General features: G+C 61.8%; 19 protein-coding genes. All 19 read left to right on the forward strand.

Annotated features, from left to right (window positions below):
* Nucleotides 1–1,021 (forward strand): type III secretion system gatekeeper subunit SctW (gene sctW / locus J4E53_RS10495; RefSeq protein ID WP_207268133.1); only part of this gene is annotated, 1,021 nt, incomplete at its 5' end.
* A gap of 24 nt (nucleotides 1,022–1,045) precedes the next feature.
* A complete protein-coding gene (locus J4E53_RS10500; protein WP_060738479.1) occupies nucleotides 1,046–3,097 on the forward strand; it encodes an EscV/YscV/HrcV family type III secretion system export apparatus protein in 2,052 nt (683 codons plus the stop codon).
* Nucleotides 3,098–3,163: 66 nt separating this feature from the next.
* Entirely contained in the window at nucleotides 3,164–4,450 is a 1,287-nt protein-coding gene (gene sctN, locus J4E53_RS10505; protein WP_103308489.1) for a type III secretion system ATPase SctN, read from the forward strand.
* Nucleotides 4,434–4,889 (forward strand): type III secretion protein, encoded by a 456-nt coding sequence (locus tag J4E53_RS10510; RefSeq protein ID WP_103308490.1) that lies wholly within the window; start codon nucleotides 4,434–4,436, stop codon nucleotides 4,887–4,889. Before sctN ends, J4E53_RS10510 begins: the two co-directional genes overlap by 17 nt.
* Entirely contained in the window at nucleotides 4,886–5,755 is an 870-nt protein-coding gene (locus tag J4E53_RS10515) for a type III secretion effector protein (RefSeq protein ID WP_103308491.1), read from the forward strand. Before J4E53_RS10510 ends, J4E53_RS10515 begins: the two co-directional genes overlap by 4 nt.
* Nucleotides 5,752–6,675, forward strand: coding sequence for a FliM/FliN family flagellar motor switch protein (locus J4E53_RS10520; protein WP_103308492.1), 924 nt, complete (start codon nucleotides 5,752–5,754; stop codon nucleotides 6,673–6,675). Before J4E53_RS10515 ends, J4E53_RS10520 begins: the two co-directional genes overlap by 4 nt.
* A complete protein-coding gene (locus J4E53_RS10525; protein WP_103308493.1) occupies nucleotides 6,668–7,327 on the forward strand; it encodes an EscR/YscR/HrcR family type III secretion system export apparatus protein in 660 nt (219 codons plus the stop codon). The genes J4E53_RS10520 and J4E53_RS10525 overlap by 8 nt, the downstream gene beginning before the upstream one ends.
* Nucleotides 7,328–7,335: 8 nt before the next feature.
* Complete coding sequence (locus J4E53_RS10530; protein ID WP_014337351.1) at nucleotides 7,336–7,590, forward strand: EscS/YscS/HrcS family type III secretion system export apparatus protein; 255 nt, start codon at nucleotides 7,336–7,338, stop codon at nucleotides 7,588–7,590.
* A 3-nt stretch (nucleotides 7,591–7,593) separates the two neighbouring features.
* The gene (gene sctT, locus J4E53_RS10535) at nucleotides 7,594–8,397 is read left to right on the forward strand and encodes a type III secretion system export apparatus subunit SctT (protein ID WP_103308494.1); all 804 of its coding nucleotides are present in this window, start codon (nucleotides 7,594–7,596) and stop codon (nucleotides 8,395–8,397) included.
* Entirely contained in the window at nucleotides 8,372–9,406 is a 1,035-nt protein-coding gene (locus J4E53_RS10540; RefSeq protein ID WP_103308495.1) for an EscU/YscU/HrcU family type III secretion system export apparatus switch protein, read from the forward strand. The genes sctT and J4E53_RS10540 overlap by 26 nt, the downstream gene beginning before the upstream one ends.
* Before the next feature lie 271 nt (nucleotides 9,407–9,677).
* Nucleotides 9,678–10,160: a type III secretion system translocator chaperone SicA gene (gene sicA / locus J4E53_RS10545; protein ID WP_060738471.1), complete on the forward strand. Its 483-nt coding sequence runs from the start codon at nucleotides 9,678–9,680 to the stop codon at nucleotides 10,158–10,160.
* A 2-nt stretch (nucleotides 10,161–10,162) separates the two neighbouring features.
* The gene (sctE, locus tag J4E53_RS10550) at nucleotides 10,163–11,932 is read left to right on the forward strand and encodes a type III secretion system translocon subunit SctE (protein WP_103308496.1); all 1,770 of its coding nucleotides are present in this window, start codon (nucleotides 10,163–10,165) and stop codon (nucleotides 11,930–11,932) included.
* A 24-nt stretch (nucleotides 11,933–11,956) separates the two neighbouring features.
* On the forward strand, nucleotides 11,957–13,054 hold the full coding sequence (locus J4E53_RS10555; protein ID WP_103308497.1) for an IpaC/SipC family type III secretion system effector: 1,098 nt from the start codon (nucleotides 11,957–11,959) through the stop codon (nucleotides 13,052–13,054).
* 13 nt (nucleotides 13,055–13,067) lie between these two features.
* Entirely contained in the window at nucleotides 13,068–14,174 is a 1,107-nt protein-coding gene (locus J4E53_RS10560) for an IpaD/SipD/SspD family type III secretion system needle tip protein (RefSeq protein WP_060738468.1), read from the forward strand.
* Nucleotides 14,175–14,253: 79 nt separating this feature from the next.
* Nucleotides 14,254–14,511, forward strand: a complete 258-nt coding sequence (locus J4E53_RS10565) for an acyl carrier protein (RefSeq protein WP_060738467.1) — start codon at nucleotides 14,254–14,256, stop codon at nucleotides 14,509–14,511.
* A gap of 341 nt (nucleotides 14,512–14,852) precedes the next feature.
* Nucleotides 14,853–16,034 (forward strand): winged helix-turn-helix domain-containing protein, encoded by a 1,182-nt coding sequence (locus J4E53_RS10570; protein WP_237140800.1) that lies wholly within the window; start codon nucleotides 14,853–14,855, stop codon nucleotides 16,032–16,034.
* A complete protein-coding gene (locus J4E53_RS10575) occupies nucleotides 16,031–16,495 on the forward strand; it encodes a transglycosylase SLT domain-containing protein (protein ID WP_060738465.1) in 465 nt (154 codons plus the stop codon). Before J4E53_RS10570 ends, J4E53_RS10575 begins: the two co-directional genes overlap by 4 nt.
* A 128-nt stretch (nucleotides 16,496–16,623) precedes the next feature.
* Nucleotides 16,624–17,802 (forward strand): PrgH/EprH family type III secretion apparatus protein, encoded by a 1,179-nt coding sequence (locus J4E53_RS10580; RefSeq protein ID WP_060738464.1) that lies wholly within the window; start codon nucleotides 16,624–16,626, stop codon nucleotides 17,800–17,802.
* Nucleotides 17,803–17,823: 21 nt separating this feature from the next.
* The gene (gene sctF, locus J4E53_RS10585) at nucleotides 17,824–18,069 is read left to right on the forward strand and encodes a type III secretion system needle filament subunit SctF (RefSeq protein WP_371919210.1); all 246 of its coding nucleotides are present in this window, start codon (nucleotides 17,824–17,826) and stop codon (nucleotides 18,067–18,069) included.
* The last annotated feature ends 20 nt before the right edge of the window (nucleotides 18,070–18,089 follow it).

An 18,089-nucleotide genomic window follows, 5' to 3' on the forward strand; every position in this document is an offset into this window, starting at 1 on the left:
AGTCGACGCCGAGGCGACGCTGGACGACAGCGCGACGGCGGCCGTGGCGCAGCGCATCGTGCAGATCAGCGACGAGTTGTCGGCGGCGCTGACGCAGTTCCGTGCCCGACGGTTGTTCGAACTCAAGTCCGAAACCCTGACTGACACCTTCGAACGCGTGCTGGAGGACGACACCGTGCCCAAGGCCGGGCAGGTGCTGAGCCTGGCGCGGCTGGCGGACAAGCCCGTGGCCTGGTTGCTGCAGATGGCGCGCCGCCTGTTCCCCGATGACAGCGACCTGGCGCTGGTGCTGCGGGCGTTGTTGCGCCGCCGCAACCTGGAAACCCACACCCGCCAGCGCCTCGAAACGCTCTTGCAGACGGTGGTTGCCCAAGGCTCTCCCAAACGCATGAACGCCGGGATCAACGCCGCGCTCAAGGCCAGGATGTTCGGCAAGAGCATGGCCGTCAGGGCCGGGCTGTTGCGCGAGACCTACCGGGATTTTCTCGAGTCTGACGAAGGCCCGCTCGGTTGCTACCAGGACTGGATCGCCCTGTATGGCCCGGCACAGCGCATGAATGTGCTGGCCTTCATCGAAGCCGCGTTGCTGACTGACATCAGCGCCCAGGACCCCAGTTGCTCGCGCCTCGAGTTCGGCCAATTGCTGACCCGGGTGACCGACCTGAAGCGCTTGCGTTCGGCCGATGGGCTGTTTATCGGCGCCGTGCTCGGCGATGCACTGATCTGTCGGCACAACCCCCATGAGGCCGAATGGCTGGTGTTCCTGCTCGGCGTGTTGACCTACCCCGACGACCTCGACCAGCTGCTGCTCGGGGCGTTGGGCGAGCCGGTGCTGCTCAGTGCCCACCGCGAGCGTTCGACGTTGCTGCAAACCCTGCGGCGGCTCAGCCTGCAATTGCCGCCGCCATTGTTTGCCGATGAAGAGGCGCCACAACGCCTGGCCATTCAGTTCACCCGCCTGGCCGACGTCGCCTATGCCCATGAATGCATCGAACAGCGCCAGTGCGGCGGTCAGCCATGATCTTGTCGCGGAGCCAGGCCTGAAATGCTCAATGTGTTCCTGCGAAGTGTCGGCGCGCGTCCGGAGCTGCTGATCCTGACCTTGATGGTGATGATCATCGCCATGCTGATCATCCCCCTGCCGACGGTGCTGGTGGATTTTCTCATCGGCCTGAACATCGTCATCTCGTTGTTGGTGTTCATGGGCTCGTTCTACATCGAGCGCATCCTCAGCTATTCGACGTTCCCGGCGCTGCTACTGTTGACGACCTTGTTTCGCCTGGCCCTGTCGATCAGCACCAGCCGGCTGATTCTCAGCCAGGCCGACGCCGGCGAGATCATCGCCTCCTTCGGTGACTTCGTGATCGGCGAAAGCCTGGTGGTGGGCTTCGTGATTTTTTCCATCGTCACCATTGTCCAGTTCATCGTGATTACCAAAGGCTCGGAGCGGGTGGCCGAAGTGGCGGCGCGCTTCTCCCTGGACGGCATGCCCGGCAAGCAAATGAGCATCGACGGCGACCTCAAGGCCGGCGCCATCGATGCGGCCCAGGCGCGGGAAAAACGCAGCGTGCTGGAACGTGAAAGCCAGCTGTACGGTTCTTTCGACGGGGCGATGAAATTCATCAAGGGCGATGCCATCGCCGGCATCATCATTATCTTCGTCAACTTCATCGGCGGCATGGCCATCGGCGTCGGGCAACTGGGCATGGACCTGTCCACGGCCCTGTCGACCTACACCCTGTTGACCATCGGCGATGGCCTGGTCGCCCAGATCCCGGCGCTGCTGATCGCCATCGGCGCCGGTTTCATCGTCACCCGCGTCAACGGCGATGACAGCAACCTGGGGCGCAACATGCTCACCCAGATGCTGGGCAACCCGTTCGTCCTGGGCGTCACCGCGTTGCTGGCGGTGGGCGTGGGCCTGTTGCCCGGTTTTCCACTGCCGACATTTCTCTCGATCGCCGCGGTGCTGGGGCTGGTGGTGTTCGTGCGCCATCGCCGCGCCTCGCGCCCGGCTGGATCGGGGGAAAGCCGCAGCGAACCTGTCGAGGCCGGCGCGGGGCCGGGGGCGTCGGGATTGATCGATGACGTCGACAACGTTGCGACCGAAACCATCGCCCTGATGCTGCTGGTGCCCCCGGCGCACCTGCAAGCGTTGGAGAAGAATCGTTGGGCGGCGCGCTTTCGCAGCCAGTTTTTCGTCGATTACGGGTTGCGCATTCCCGAACCGCGGCTGCGGGCCAGCGAGGTGCTGCCGGTCCATCAAGTGGCGGTGCTGATCAATGAAGTGCGCGCCGAGCAGTTCGATATTCATTTCGATCACTGGCGCCTGCTGGATTACTCCCCCGAATTGGAACCGTTGGGCTTTGCCCTGGTGCGCGGCACCGACAGCAATCGCCTGGGCGGCGTCTGGGTTACGGCCACCGACCGGGAGCGGGTGCAGCAGTTGGGTTATCACCTGCGGCCTGCCGACGAAGAGTGTTATCGCTGCCTGGTCACGTTGCTGGCGCGCAACATCCAGGAGTTTTTCGGCGTGCAGGAAACCAAGCAGTTGCTCGACGAAATGGAAGCGCGTTACCCCGACCTGCTCAAGGAAGTCTATCGCCACGTCACGGTGCAGAAGATCGCCGAGGTGCTGCAACGCTTGATCGGCGAGCGGATCTCCGTGCGCAACATGAAGCTCATCCTCGAATCCCTCGCCCATTGGGCCTCCCGGGAAAAGGATGTGCTGGCGCTGGTGGAGCACGTTCGCGGCGCGATGGCTCGCTACATCAGCAACAAGTTCGCCCAGGGCAACGACCTGCGGGTCTTGCTGTTGTCGGCGGAGTTCGAGGACGTGGTCCGCCGGGGCATCCGGCAAACTTCGGGCGGCAATTTCCTCAACCTGGAGCCGGCCGACTCGGAAGAGCTGATGGACCGTCTCAGTGTCGGCCTGGACAGCGTGCACATCGCTCACAAGGACATGGTGCTGCTGTGTTCGGTCGACGTGCGGCGCTACATCAAGAAACTGATCGAGGGACGTTTCCGGGAGCTGGACGTCATGTCGTTCGGCGAGGTTTCCGAGAATGTCTCGGTCAATGTCATCAAGACGCTTTGAGGAGATCTGCCCCATGTCGCACATCTTTTTGCAGGTTGTTGAAACGCTGGCTGAGCAGCCGTGACGATGAATGTCCAGCTGGAAAGACGGGCGGCCCATCCCTTGCGTTTGAGCGGTCCATTGATCGAAGCGGCGCTGAGTGAGGTGGTGGTCGGCGAAATCTGTGAAGTGCGCCGGCATTGGCGTTCGCCCCAGGTCGCAGCCAGGGCGCAGGTCATCGGCTTCAAGCCTGGCGCGGTGCTGCTCAGTTTGCTGGGCGAGGCGAAAGGCTTGTCCCGGGAATCGATGATCGTGCCCACCGGCTCGACTTTGCAGTTGACGTGCAGTGACGCCTTGCTCGGCAGCGTGGTCGATCCCCAGGGCGTTATCGTCGAGCGCCTGGTGCCGTCGACGGCGGTCGCCCAGCGCGATTGTGCGGTGGATGCCGACCCACCGTCGTACCAGCAGCGACGCCCGGTGGTGGAGCCGCTGCGCACCGGCATTCGCGTCATCGACGGCTTGCTGACCTGCGGCGTCGGCCAGCGCATCGGCATTTTTGCCGCCGCCGGTTCCGGCAAGACCACCTTGATCAACATGCTGATCGAACACACGGACGCGGAGGTTTTTGTCATTGGCCTGATTGGCGAACGCGGGCGCGAAGTCACCGAGTTCATCGAGCATTTGCGCCAGTCGCCCAAGCATTCCCGTTGCGTGGTGGTGTACGCCACGTCGGATTTTTCCTCGGTGGATCGCTGCAACTCGGCGCTGCAGGCCACCACCATCGCCGAGTATTTTCGCGACCAGGGCCGGCGCGTGGTGCTGTTGCTGGACTCGTTGACCCGCTACGCCCGCGCGCGCCGCGACCTGGCCTTGGCCGCCGGTGAAGCACCGGCGCGGCGGGGTTATCCGGCCTCGGTGTTCGATGCCTTGCCGCGCCTGCTGGAGCGTCCGGGCGTGACCGCGTCGGGCAGCATCACGGCCTGGTACACCGTGCTGCTGGAAAGCGACGACGAGCCGGATCCGATCGCCGAGGAGATTCGCTCCATTCTCGACGGCCACGTCTACCTGAGCCGTGCCTTGGCCGCCAAGGGGCATTACCCGGCCATCGATGTCTTGCGCAGCGTCAGCCGGGTGGCGACGCAGGTCACTACGCCAGAGGTTCGGCAATTGGCAGCCGCGACTCGCGACGCCCTGGCGCGCCTTGAACAGTTGCAGGTGTTTCTCGACATGGGCGAGTACAGCCCGGGCGCGGACGCGGCCAATGATCACGCGCTGCAACGTCGCGAAGCCCTCGACCAATGGTTACGCCAGCCGACGGATCAATCCAGTGAGCCAGATGAAACCCTGCGGAGCCTGCATGAAATCATTGCTTGATCGACGACGCCTGCTGGCCTTCAGTCAGTTCCGCCGGCAACGCGGCGAGCAGGCCGTGTTGCGTGTCCAGCGTCAATTGCAGCCGCTGCGCCAGGAACAGTCCGCTGTCGAGGAGCAAGAGGCGGCGCTGCAACGTTTGTTGAGCAGCCATCAAGCCAATGATTGTGTGCTGGATCACGGCCAGTTGTTGGCGTTGTTGCGCACCCAGGCGGTCATCCGGCGACGCATCGACCTGCTGCGTGTCGAGCGTGACCGCGTGGATCAGCAGTACCGGCAGGTCGAGCAACAGTTGCAGGCGCAGCGCGAGCAACTGCGTGGGCTGCAACGCAGACACGACAAGTATGCGCGCGGCGTCCAACAGCTGTTGCGTGGGCAACGGCTCGAGGCGGTGCGCCGCGAAGAACGGGAGCTGGAAGAGATGATCGGAGTGCGGCGATGAACGAGGTCTTTGCAGTGCCCACGGGGCCGGTCCAGGCCCTGGAGCCCGTCGACGAAGGTCCGCTGGATGAGCTGCTGGACCAACTTGTCCCGGTGCAAGAGGATGAACTGCCACAAGGTGTGCTGGACCTGGTGACGGCGCTGATTCTGCCTCGGCGCCCCCTGATGGAAGCCGCCCTGACGCTGACCAGGCAGGCGATGAAGGTGGCGCAGGAGGCGCTGGCGGTCGAGCGCGATGAAGCCCGGCCGTTTGGCCGTGATACGGAGGGGGTTGAGCCTGCTGGCAAACGGTGGGTTGTCCGGCAAACCTTGGCTTTTCCACAGGCAGGCCCGCCGTTCGGCAAGTTGACCCAATACGCGTTGCCGCAACGCCTGGAGCCTGTGGTCTCTGGCGTCGATAAAGCGGCGGTGTCGGCATCGGTTGAGTCGCTGGCGGTGGAGCCTTTCACGGCACCCCGTCTCGACGAACAACCGTTGCCCCAGGCGCCGATGAGCGCTCAAGGCCCGCGCCAGACGCCGGCCGTTGCCCCAGCGACCCTCCCTTCAGCGGCACTACCACCAGCGCCGCCAATGCTTGAGGTGATGGTCGAGGCGTTGCCGGACACGGGCCGGGGCGTGCTGCAAGTACCGTTCAATAGAGGGGCTGCCAGTGGACAGATAACCATTACCCGGGTGCCCGAAGAATCCCCCCGGAGCCTGACGCTCAACCCCAGCAATACCCTGGTGTTCGAGCAACTCAAGGCGCCTTTCGAGCTGGCCCGGGAACCGGCCTGGCGGCTGGCCGACAGTGGCGGCGAGCAGTCGCGCCAGGGCTCGCATCAGGCGCCGGATGAGGAGCAGGACGAGCAGGTCGAGCGTCCGGCATGAGCGCGTTGCCGCTACGACGTGTCGAGCCGTTGGCCCATGCCCAGGCCCAGGCGGTTCAACGTTGGCGACGGGCCGGTCGGGACACGGGGTTGGGCCAGGTGCCAGGGCATGACGGCTATTTGCGTTTCTGCGCCCACGGCGACGGCGGCCACTGGCAAGGGTTGATCGCGGCCCATGACTGGCTGTATCGCGCGCTTCCACAGTTGCAATCGTTACTGAAGGTGGAGACGTCGTTGATGAATATCGTCGAGTTGTTTCGGGCGCTGCCACGTCCCTTGCTGCTGGAGGTGGAGGAGCTGCAGTACCGGGCGCTGTCCGACATCGAATGCGTCGCCCCGGCGCGATTGCCTACCTGCGAGCTGCCCTGGCTCGAAACCCCACGGGGGCGCCTGTGGTTGCTGCAACTGCCGCCGACACCCGTTGCCAGCGAGCGCGTGGGTGTCGATTCATGGCTGGACGAATTGCCGTTGCGCCTGGAGTTGATGCTCGGCGTCAGCCACCTGAGCCGCGCCAGCCGGATGCGCCTGGAAGAGGGCGATGTCGTGCGCATCGTCCAGGGTTCTCAGCGCTGTTGGCTGGCCGACTACTGCCTTGGCACTTTCACCTTTACCCAGGAGGGTCTACACATGCAACCGAGCGTGACCGATGCCAATGCGGATAACCCGCCAGAAACCGACGCGACGATCGACCTGGGAGCGCTCCCGGTGCGCCTGGAGTTCCTGCTCCCCAGCCATGAAACCGACCTGGCCACCTTGTCGCGCATCATCGATGGGCAACTGATCCCGCTGACCGAGGACGCGGCGCGGCACATCGAGGTGCGGGCCAACGGCAAGCCGGTGGCCCGCGGGGAGCTGGTGCGGTTGGACGGTCAGTTGGGTGTCGAATTGCTCCAGGTCTATCGGGCCAGCGCCGATGAATGATGTCTCGCTGATCGCGCTGTTGGCGTTCGCGTCGCTGCTGCCGTTCCTGGTGGCGGCGGGCACGTGCTACCTCAAGTTTTCCATTGTGTTCATCATCGTGCGCAACGCGTTGGGCCTGCAGCAGGTGCCGTCGAACATGGCGCTCAATGCGATTGCCCTGATGCTGGCGATTTTCGTCATGACGCCGGTCATGAAGCAGGGCCATGACTACTACAAGCGCGAGGCGGTGGCCTTTACCGATGTCGAGTCGGTGGTGAACTTCGCCGAGAACGGCCTGGGCAGTTACAAGGATTACCTGCGCACCTACACCGACCCGGAGCTGGCGCAGTTTTTCGAGCGGGCCCAGGCGCTCCAGGATGAATCCGACGCGGGCCTGCCTGCCGATGAAGAACTTGAGCCCTCGCTGTTTGCGCTGTTGCCGGCCTATGCCCTGAGTGAAATCAAGAGTGCCTTCAAGATTGGCTTCTACCTGTACTTGCCCTTCGTGATCGTCGACCTGGTGATCTCCAGCATCCTGCTGGCGCTGGGCATGATGATGATGAGTCCGGTGATCATTTCCGTGCCGATCAAACTGGTGCTGTTTGTCGCGCTGGACGGTTGGGCGCTGCTGTCGACCGGGCTGGTCAAGCAATACCTGACCTTGCTGGCCTAGGTGCACCGATGAACGATCTGGTCTATGCCGGCAACAAAACCCTGTACCTGATCCTGCTGATGGTGGCCTGGCCGATCATCGTCGCCACCGTGGTCGGCCTGGTGGTCGGATTGATCCAGACCGTGACCCAGTTGCAGGAACAGACGCTGCCGTTTGGTTTCAAGTTGTTGGCGGTGGCGGCGTGCCTGTTCCTGCTGTCGGGCTGGTACGGCGAAACGCTGCTGGATTTCAGTCGTGAAGTCATCCGCCTGGCGTTGAGCTAGCCGATGTCGGTGGCGTTGTTTTTCGACCTGTACGCCTGGTTCGCCGCAGCGGTCCTGGGTGTGGCGCGGCTGGCACCGATTTTTTTCATGTTGCCGTTTCTCAACAGCGGCGTGCTCACCGGTGTCGCGCGTCAGGCGGTGATTGTTCTGGTGGCGCTGGGGTTCTGGCGCTACATCGGTGTGCCCGCACCCGCCCTCGACAGCCTGGCGTTCCTCGGCCTGGTGCTGCGCGAGGCGAGTATCGGCGTGCTGTTGGGAATGCTGTTGGGCTGGCCGTTCTGGGTGTTGCACGCCATGGGCAACCTGATCGACAACCAGCGCGGGGCGATGCTCAGCAGCACCATGGATCCGGCCAACGGTGTCGACACCTCGGAGCTGGCGAATTTTCTCCAGTTGTTTGCCGCGGCGGTGTATCTCGCCGGTGGCGGAATGCTGTTGATGCTCGAAACCGTTGGCCACAGTTATCGCCTGTGTGCACCGGCGAGCGGCTGTCAGTTGCACTTGCCGGCGGTGCTCGGGTTGCTGGATGCGCTGGTGAGCAAGACGCTGGTCATCAGTGCGCCGGTGGTGGCGACCTTGCTGGTCAGCGAGGCGCTGCTGGGCTTGCTCTCGCGTTATGCGCCGCAGATGAATGCCTTCTCTGTGTCACTGACGGTCAAGAGCCTGGTGGCGTTGGTGGTGCTGATGCTGTACTTCGGCGTACATCTGCCGGACGAAGTCTTGCGCATGGGCACGATGGCCGACGGCGTGGCGCAGGCGCTGGGCGGTGGGGAGGAGGGTGATGTCATCCAGCGCCTCGAAGACTGAGAAACCCACGGCCAAGCGCTTGCGTGATGCCGCGCGCAAAGGCCAGACGTTCAAGGCCAAGGACCTGGTCATCACCTGCCTGACCCTCTGCGGCATCAGCTACATGGTGTTCAACAGCTCGTTAGTCGAGGTCATGGAGGTCTACCGGCGGATCATCGCCAGCGATTTTGACGCCGACCTGCAGGCCTACTCGGTGATGCTGGTGCTGATCGGCCTCAAGGCGTTGCTGCCGTTGTTGTTGGTGTGCGTGCTGACCAGTGCCTTGCCTGCCTTGCTGCAAAGCGGTTTTGCCTTGGCCAGCGAAGCCTTGAAGCTAAACCTGGGTGCGTTGAACCCGATCAATGGCTTCAAAAAACTGTTCAGCCTGCGCACGGTCAAGGACACGCTCAAGGCGCTGTTGTACCTGGGCAGTTTCGCCACGGCGCTGTGGATCGTCTGGATCACCCAGCGGCAATTGATCTTCGCCCAACTGTTCGTCCAGGCACCGGCGTTGTTCGCGATCTGGGGGCGTTTGTTGCTGGTGTTGGTGCTGGCATTTCTCGCCTGTGTCCTGCTGATCGTCGTGCTCGATGCCCTCAGCGAGTACTGGTTGTTCATGAAAGACCAGATGATGGACAAGGATTCGGTCAAGCGTGAACACAAGGAGCAGGACGGCAACCCACAGATCAAGGGGCGCCGCCGCGACCTGCACATGGAGCTGTTGTCGGAGCAGGTCAAGTCCGATGTGCGCAGCTCGCGGATGATCATCGCCAACCCGACCCACATTGCCATCGGCGTGTATTTCCGCCCGGAAATCACTCTGCTGCCGTTCATTTCCCTGATGGAGACCAACCAGCGTGCCCTGGCGGTCCGGGCATACGCCAAGGAGGTCGGGGTGCCGGTGATCAACGACGTCGCCCTGGCCCGACGGATCTTCAAGACCCACCAGCGCTACAGCTTTCTGCAGGTGCAGGAAGTCGAGGAGGTGCTGCGCCTGTTGATCTGGCTGGAGCAGGTCGAACAGGCCTGAAGCCAGGCAAAGCCCCTGTGGCGAGGGAGCAAGCTCGCGCTGGGCCTGTAGGAGCTGTCGAGCGGAGCGAGGCTGCGATCTTTCCCCTGGCACTTGAGTCTCAAGCGAAAGATCAAAAGATCGCAGGCTTCGCCAGCTCCTACACAGCCCAGCGCGAGCTTGCTCCCTCGCCACAAAGGGATTGATGAGCGCAATTTGGCAGCGAGGCCTATCGGTGTTTTGGCCCAATGCACCGGTCAGCGACGCTGACGTTTTTTCAGGAGTGTGGCTGATGAGTCGTGACAACAAACAAGACGAGCAGGTGGCCCTGGACGTCGTCGACGCGGTGCTCGGTGGCGCGGCGTTGAAGGACGTGCAAGGCCTCAGTGACGAGCACATGGACAGTCTCTATGCCTTCGCCTTCCAGTTCTACGAACAGGGGCGGCTGGACGATGCCGAGAAGTTCTTTCACTTCCTGTGCATCTACGACTTCTACAACAGCCATTACTGGATGGGACTGGCGGCGGTGCACCAGCTCAAGCAAAACCACCAAAAGGCAATCGACCTGTATGCCATCGCCTTTGCCCAAGGCAGCAACGACTACCGGCCGATGCTCTACACCGGCCAATGTCATCTGGCCCTGGGCAAGGTCGGCAAGGCTCGGTTGTGTTTCGAGTATGTGCTTGAGCAAGCCCCGCAAGACGACCTGCGCGAGCAGGCCAAGGTGTATCTCGACACCCTGGCCCACATGGAACAGCACTGTTCGGAGGACTGAACATGAGTGAGATAAGGGCTGCATTTAACCCGGCACTTCACGGCACGATGAGCCGCAGCGAGGCCTTTGAAAAATACGCCGCGGCGGCCAGCAAGGCCGCTCGGACCGCGGACTTCCAGGAGGCCGGCCAAAAAGCGCTGGCGGACCTGATGTCAGTGAAATACGAAGGTCAAACCGGCACATCCGCCGCCTCTACAGGCCGGCCCATGCTACATGCGCCGCCACCGCGCGCCGATGGCAACAAACAGGAAACCAACGGCGACCTGTTCACCCTGTTGATGGCGATGATCAGCGAGCTGATCGGCGAGGTCGACGTCAAAAAGCTGAAAAATCGCCTGGCCATGCTGCAGAGCATGGCCGGCGCCAGGCAACAGGCCCATGAAAACCTGTCGGCTGAATACACCGCCGCCGTCGAGGCCATGACGGCGGCCGAGGGCAACGTCGGGAGCAGCCAGGAACACCTCGATCAATTGCAGGAGCGGGTCCTGCATGTCCAGGCGTTGCTTCAACAAAGCGAGGCGCGACTGGCGCAGTTGGACCCGGAGTCCCCCGAATATGCCCAGGAGCTGGCCCGGCGCGACCAGATCCGCGGCGACTTGACCAGCCAGGTCCAGACCCTGCAGACCGCCACCGATGCGCATCTGAAACTGATCGAGGTCGCCAACGCCTGCGCGAAAACGGTGAGCGTGGTGTTCGGCAAAGTGTTGGTGTTCAGCGCCACGAGTTCGACCCCCAAGCAAACCGACGAAAAGGCCCTCAGCAGCAGTGCGCTGGCGCTATTGAACCGCTTGAAAATCATCGAGTTGCTCGGCGAGTCGGCGCAAAACAAAGAGGAGCTCAGCCAGGAGCTGTTCCAGGAACTGCAAGCCAGGCTCCAGGCGCACATGCAGCGCGAGTCGGAAAAGTACCTGGAAGAAGTCCGCAAGGCCGAGGCCCTGCAAAAGACCATGGGCTGCATCGGCAAGATCGTCGGGGCGATCTTGACCGTGGCGACCATCGCCGCCGGTGTCTTGACCGCCAACCCGGTGCTCATCGCCGTGGGCGTGGTCGGTGCGGCCGTGATGATTGCCGACTCGGTGATCCAGGACAAAACCGGCGTGTCGTTCATGGCCGAAGCGATGAAGCCGCTGACCCTCGTCATGCAGGAAGCCATCAAGCTGTTCACCGAGATCTATACCAAGATGCTGATGGAGCTGGGTGTCGATGAAGACAAGGCCAAGGAAATCGCGCAGATCGCCGGCATGATCCAGGGTGTCGTTTCGACGCTGGCTGCCGTCGCGCTGGTGGCCGTGGTCGGGGTGCAGGTGATCGGGCCGATGGTCAGTGCCGTCGCCTCGAAACTGGCGTCGGTGGCCGCCCAGGCCGCGCCCGCCGCCATGCAAGCGATGAAGCAAGTGGCAAGCTCGGTCGGCAACACGCTGACCCAGATGCTCACCCAACTGCGCGGCTTCATCACCAACGGTGCCGATCCGGTATTGCTGGCCCGTTATGCCGCCAACCTGGAAATCGCCCAGGCCGTCACCGAGTTCGGCCATGTCGCGGTGCAGGGCGGGTTGCAGATCAAAAGCGGCCAGCACCAGGTCCAGGCTGCCGTGCACCTGGCCGATGTGCGGGTACGCATGGCTATCAGCGAGGAAATCAGCGCCTACCTGACTCAGGTGGTCAGCAACTATGGCCAGGCGATGCAGGAACGAACCCGCCAGATCGAGCACTTGTTTGCCGATATGCAACGCAGCCATTCCGTCAGCCTGCAAATGGTCAGGCATGTTTGAAATCACGGACAACAGGTATCTACGATGAGCACTATTTACGTTTCAACCACCATCGCATCCCCTGTCATTGACCACGACCGGATCAATGACGCAGGGCTGAGCGAGTTGATCGCCCAAGAGCAATTTTCAAAACGCAAATCCCTTGAGGATTCGCCGATCCTCGACCAGATCGCTGCAAAGCAAATCCTCCAGAACGGTCACTTCGCAGGCCCTTCGGCTGCGGAACTGGGAAGCCGGATCAACGCCTACCAGCCCACTGAATCGGACCAGGAGGACTTCGCTGAAGCGTTGTTGATGGTCAGCGATGACGTGCGCACCGACCTGGCATTTGACCCGGGCGCCTGGGAGAAACACGCCAACGTCCTGGTGGCCGCGATCATTGCCTTGAACGTCGCGCGGGTCGCCAATGCGCAACTGCGCGGCCACTTCAGCGTCATGGCTTCTGAGGCGGCGAAATCCCAGGGCGCGGCCATTGTCGAGTCGGGCCGGGCGGCGCTGAACAGCGCCATCACCGGCGCGGTGGTGTCCGGCGCCATCGCCGGGTTTGCCATGGTCAAGACCTTCCAGGGCCAGGCGTTGAAGCATGCCGACATCGACGTGAACCGTCGTAATGCCATGGATGCCGGCAACCTGGAACGCGACCTCACGTTGGAACGCGGTCGCAATGAGTGGAACCCGCAGACCACCTACAAGATCAAAACCTTCGATGATTTCGCTCGGCCGAAAACGGTCGACTTCAAACCCAAGGGTTCGACACTGACGGACAAGGAACGTGCCTGGTTCGACGGGGAGATCCTCAAGGCCCAGAAGGTCGGCCAGACCTCCGACTGGCTGAGCCAGATGGGCAGCAAGGGGATCGAAAGGAAACTGGAAATCGGCCGCGCCCTCAGCGCCCTGTCGATGAGCTTCAGCCAAGTGGTCACGAACATGGTGCGTCTGACCGAGTTCGCGGCGAAGGAGAAAGAAGTGCTGATGCAAAGTGCGCAAAGCAGCCAGAAGAGCCTGGCTGATGAAGTCAGCCAGAGGGATGGGGCCGACGCGGCGCTGCTGCAAAAAATGATGGACACGGTGATGCAGCTTTTCCAATCCCGTAGCGATGGCATTCGTGCCGTGACGGCGTGAAGGAGCGAGGCCTATGGAAATCACTCAATCTATTCGTTCGCCTATCGTACTGCTGCCGAACGTGGAGGCCATCACCGATGCAGCCCCGCCTCCAGACGTACCGGCTGAGATTCAAACGGTCAGTTCCCTGACGAATCTGCTCGATCGGTCCATGAACGCAATGAACCGCAGCCTTGGTCATCTGCTCAAGTGCCCGTCCATCATCGCCAAGCCAGTGCAGGGCGATGCCGCCGAGTCCACGACGCAGCACCTCGTCGCGGAGTTTGTCGAACTGATCCACGCCAAACGTGATCGAGCACAAATGTGGGCCGTACAGGTGCGCCAATGCGTTGCCGTGATGACCCACAGCCAGGGCACGGGGCTTCTGGACAACAGCCAGCGCCAGCAACTCAATGACGAACAAGGCAAGATCCTCCGAGCCCTCCAGGAACACCTGGAGCAGGACAAGCCCCTCGAGATCGCCGAGGCCTTGGATGCGACGATAAACTCATCGAACGACTTCTTCGACAAACTCCTTGAGCTGATCGACCTGATCAAGAACGGCTACCTCGCCGGCTACGAACACATCATCTCGGCCTATTCGGACTTCTTCTCCGATTTCAACACCGAAATCACCGCGATGATGAAGGATTGGGTCGAAGGGGTTAACGACGGTAAAGAGGTCGAGTTAAGTGCGGGCCCGTTGCGCGAGGCACTGGAAAAACTGATTGCAAAATATTCCCTGCCCAACCCTGCCGCCATGCTCTTTCCGGCCCCCCCCGATACCGGAGCGAGCAAGGAAGACGCGGAAAAATGGCTCAAGGCGCTGGGCCTGCCTGACAGTTGCCTTCAGCAGAATCCCAAGCCGAACGGTCCCTGGTGCGTGGTCATCGACATCGGGCCGTTGAATGTGATGCACGAGGGGCTGAAGGATTATGGCGACAAGGTAAAGCTCGATACGGCCGCATTCAACGCCTGGCAAACCGGCTTCAACGCCCAGGAGGAACTTCTGAAAAACAGATTGCAGTCCTTCACGCAGAAGTATTCGAACGCCAACGCTTATCACGATAACTTCAATAAGACTTTGTCGGCGCATTTGAATCAGTATGCGGATATGTTGAGGGCGATGTTGAACTTCTAAGGTCGAGCAACGGCTGCAATATTCAATCTGGCATGGCGTGTACTGTTCCACGTCTGTCAGATTCTTTTCAGGAAAGAAAATGTCAGAAAATCTAAGCGAAAGTATCCAGGCCGTCATCAAATCATTGGCGCTTGGTATTCCCCCCAGTGATCGGGTCATTGGCGATGCTTCGCGGTTGGTCGAGGACCTGTTTATCGATTCCATGAGTCTGGTGGAGCTTGTCCTGGCGCTTAATAACGCTTTCGGTATCGAGCTGCCCGAAGGTGAGGTGGAGGTGTGGAGGACAGTGCAGGATGTAGTCGATTCGGTGCAGAGGCATATAGGGAATAGCCCTTGATGGGTACCTATCCAGGGGGTAAAGCGTTTTTAATATTCATTGCCGTGTTTGTTCGCTCTTTGCGGTGTGGTTAAGTTTTATATCTTGATTTTATTGAGTGCCTTCCTACGGTTTTCGTCGCGGTTTCCTACGTTAATAACGTTCAGCGACCTACGGAATCCTCCTACGCATCTTCCTATAGTCAAGCAGCTCGTCATCCCGGGCCTGTCACACCCACAGGCTCACGCGCGCTTCAGTAACTTTCTATAGAGAAGTTTCAAAGTATGGACAGTGCAACTGATCAACCGCTGGTCAAGTCATTCGTTTTTGACCACTGGCTATTGCAAAGCGATGGAACGCTGATGCGAGATGGACAAGGCGTTCATGTTCCACCCAAAGAGCTGCACGTACTGCGTCTGTTGTTGAAGTCGGCGGGTACGGTCGTCAGCAAGGATTTTCTGCTGGACCATGTCTGGCCCCGGATGGATGCGGCGGAGGAGTCGTTGACCCGTTGTATCTACGCATTGCGCAAGTTGTTCAAGGAGAACAAGGGCTACATTGCGACGGTTTACGGCCAGGGTTATCGGTTCACCGGTTCCGTGGTCGAGCTCGACGTACCGAGCGAGGCGAGAGCGGTGGCGCCTTCGCTGGCGGTGTTGCCTTTTCGCAATCTGGACGAGATCGCGGCGCTGGATCTGCAGGATCTGATGATCCGCCAACTGACCACGGCGTTCGGTGAGGCATTGCATGTCATTCCCTCGGGTCTGATCGCGGCCTGCGGGGCTTCGGACGACGTGCGGTCGTTGGCCGGGCAGTTGTCGGCGGATTATTGCTTGAACGGTCGTTTTATCGGTGCGGGCGGGTTGCAACACTGGTCGATCGAGTTGATTCGTGGACGCGACCAGGCCTTGCTGCACGGTCAGACGCTGGATGCCTGGGATCCGGGGGAGGCGCTGGGTACGTTGACATGCCTGGTTGCCCAGCACGTACCGGGGCTGCGGCCGGTCGGTGATCGCTGCGGGTCCTATCCGGTGGCGGTGGCGTATCTCAATGGCTTGTGCAGCGTGCAACAGCACACGGTGCAAAGCCTGTGCGATGCCCGGGTGCTGTTCAGGCAGTGTTTGAAACTCGATGCCGGGTACGCGCCACCCTGGTGTGGTCTGGCGGATGTGTGGCTGGGGCAGGCGATGATGGGCCTGGGTGACCCGGAGCGCGCCATCGAAGAGGCGCATTCGGCGGTTTCCAGTGCGTTGGCGCTGGACCCTGGCAGCATCCCGGCGTTGACACGCCTGGCGTTGCTTACCAGTTTGCGCGGCTGCGAGCAGGCGGCCCAAGTGTTGTTCCGGCGCTGCCTGTTGTCGGCCGATCAGGCGGACGTGCTGTATTTTCATGCCTGGCATCACTGGTTCTGGCAACGCAACGAGCAGGCGCTGCAAGTGCTTGACCAGTGTCTGGCGCATGATCCGGGCTGTGTTCGGGCGCAGATCTTGCGGGCGCGCATTCATGAACAGCCGGTGTGGATCCGCGAGAGACGCCTGGCATGACGCGGCGCAGCAAACCGTGGTTATGCCTGCCGGTGTGTCTCGGCCTGGGGTTTGGCATGGCCCAGGCGCACGCCTGGTGCTGGAGCAAGGCGGGACAATTGCACGCCATCGAACCCGAACTGCTTCAGGCGATTGCCGAGGTCGAGTCGGGCCTGCGCTCGGATGCCATCAACCACAACCGCGATGGCACCCGCGATATCGGGCTGATGCAGATCAACAGCATCCATCTCCCACGGCTGAGCACCCAGGGCATTACCGAACAACGCCTGCTGGACGATCCTTGCCTGTCGGTGGAGGTCGGGGCGTCGGTGCTGGCCGGGTTCATCACCCGTTATGGCTATAACTGGACGGCGGTCGGTGCCTACAACGCTGGCAATTCTCCCCGGCGCCAGGCTGCGCGCCTGCGTTATGCGCGCAAGGTCTGGCAGCGCTATCAAGTGTTTACCCAAGCCCGACGATGACCGCGCCATGACCAGGCCGGCGCAGGATTCTGATCCTTTGCCGCACGCTATCGGCAGAATCCGATCAGGAAGCCGGCGGCCGGCCTTTCTACCATGGCAGCTCATTTGACTGCTCTGGAGCCTGGACGGTGACAGTCCTGACAGCCCCCACGCCACAGCCCTGTGTCCTGCGGATACTCAATGGTCCCTTGCAGGGCTGCGAGTTTCCCCTTGGTGAAGGCACGACCCTGTTCATCGTTGGGGCGGTGAATGTGCTCGCAGAAGGCTCACATTCAGCCAGCGTGCCGGCGGATGCTTTCTTCGTGCCCCTGGAGGACGGCGGGTGCAATTTCGAGGTGCTGGCCGATCAGGTCACGCCGGACGGTTTGCCGCTGCGGCTGCTCGGCGACCCCGTGCAAGTCCGGCAGTGTGCCTTCCAGTCCAGGGTGCAGATCGACGGCCTGTATATCGCCTTGCGTCCTGAAGACCAGCCTTGGGCGCCGGAGTTGCTCGATTCGCCACTCGACGCCCGGGGAGAGACTGGCGTGCTGCTGGGTGGGCGCCGGCGGTGGCTGCGCGGGCTTGGCGGCGCTCTGGCGTTGGCGGTAGCGATCGTCGCGATCAGCCTCTGGTGGATGCCGACGCCTGCGCCTGAAACCGATGTGCGTGAGCTGATGGCGGGCGCCAGTGCGCAGGTCCAGGTGCTGCGCGGGCGTGATCAGGGGGTTTATGTCTTTGTGGCGTCCGAGCGCGATGCCGGCTGGAGCCGACAGGTGCTGACGCGCCACGCCACCTTGAGCGGGCACGTGCGGGTGATGGACCAGGAGCGGCGCCGGCTGGAGCAGGTGCTGGTGGACCATGATCCGCAACTGGCCTGGCATTTCCTCGACCTCAAGGACCCGTCGGTGCCGCGGCTGCTGCTCAGCGCGCAACGCAACCTGCTCACGCCGGACCAGCAGGCCAGGCTGCTCGAGACCTTGCTCGCGGCGGCGCCGTATGCCCGCGACGTCGTGCTGCAAGTGCAGGATGACGCGCTGCTCGCCGATCTGGCCCAGGGCGGTTTGCAGCGTCTTTCGCTGACCTTCAGTCGGGTCGAGCATGGGGACAGTGTCACGTTTGCCGTCGCGGGCGATTTGCAGGATGCCGAACTGGCTGCCGCCCGCCAGTACGTCGACGATTTTTACCGGCAGTGGGGTGGCCGCTACGTGCATTTCACTGTCGAGCTCAGGGACGACGGACTCAAGGGCAAGTCGTTCCAAACCGGCCCGCAGGGCTACGTCAAGACGAGCGCTTCGTCCTGGCATTTCTCCAACATGCAGAGTGAATAACGAATGCCTGGTATCCCGATCATGTTTCCCTTATTCCCCGATGACTTTCTCGGCAAGCAAGCCGTTGCCTTCGAGCTTGGCGCCCAAGGCCTGAAGGAAGCCTTGGACCAAGCGCTGGTGGACCTCAAGGCGGATGCTTCAGACCCCGGAAAACTGGCGGCCTATCAGACCGCGTTTTCCTCCTACACGGTGTTCCGCAACGCCCAGACCAACACGATCAAGGGCTTCAAGGATATCGACATGGCGATCATCCAGGCGGCTCGCTGACCCGTTCTCTTTCAGTTGGC

Origin of the sequence: Pseudomonas sp. FW305-28, assembly GCF_017351395.1 — a bacterium.
GTDB lineage: Bacteria > Pseudomonadota > Gammaproteobacteria > Pseudomonadales > Pseudomonadaceae > Aquipseudomonas > Aquipseudomonas fluorescens_AA.